The organism is Corynebacterium evansiae, from assembly GCF_027570065.1.
Taxonomy (GTDB): domain Bacteria; phylum Actinomycetota; class Actinomycetes; order Mycobacteriales; family Mycobacteriaceae; genus Corynebacterium; species Corynebacterium evansiae.
This window is the reverse complement of sequence record NZ_JAKMUT010000026.1, coordinates 1-456: the sequence shown is the minus strand read 5'-3', so window position 1 is coordinate 456 and position 456 is coordinate 1. Positions and strand designations below refer to the sequence as shown.

Sequence of the window (456 nt, the reverse complement as noted above, 5' to 3'; positions counted from 1 at the left end):
CGGCCTATCAATCATTGCTATCTCTGCACCGCAGAGACCTGCTGTTTACCTACCTGCAACCCCCACCAACAACCATCGACCCCGACAACCTTGCAGCAACAACAAACAGCCTCGAAGGTGGCATCAACGCCCCCATAAAAGAACTAGCCCGCAGACACCGCGGACTATCACTACCGCATCAACGCACAGTGATGGATTGGTGGCTGTATCTACATACAGAAGTCCCTGACGATCCGGTCAAGATCGCCAGGGACCAACGATGGGGTCAAGACGCACTTTCCACAGCAACAGACCTGATCACCCACAACACCACAGCCACTACCAATGACATCGGTGCACCAGCAGAATACGACACCGCCATCGACACCAGCTACCAACACAACCTCGGCATCCAAAAAGGCTGGATCAAATAACCGCAACACGCCCGGAAAAGACACACTTTTCTTTACTTAACCC

Annotated in this window: 1 pseudogene; it reads left to right on the top strand. The window is 53.1% G+C overall.

The features are described from left to right. Positions 1-413 (top strand): annotated as a pseudogene (locus tag L8V00_RS09990) (IS1249 family transposase); the annotation flags it as partial. Positions 414-456: the final 43 nt, after the last annotated feature.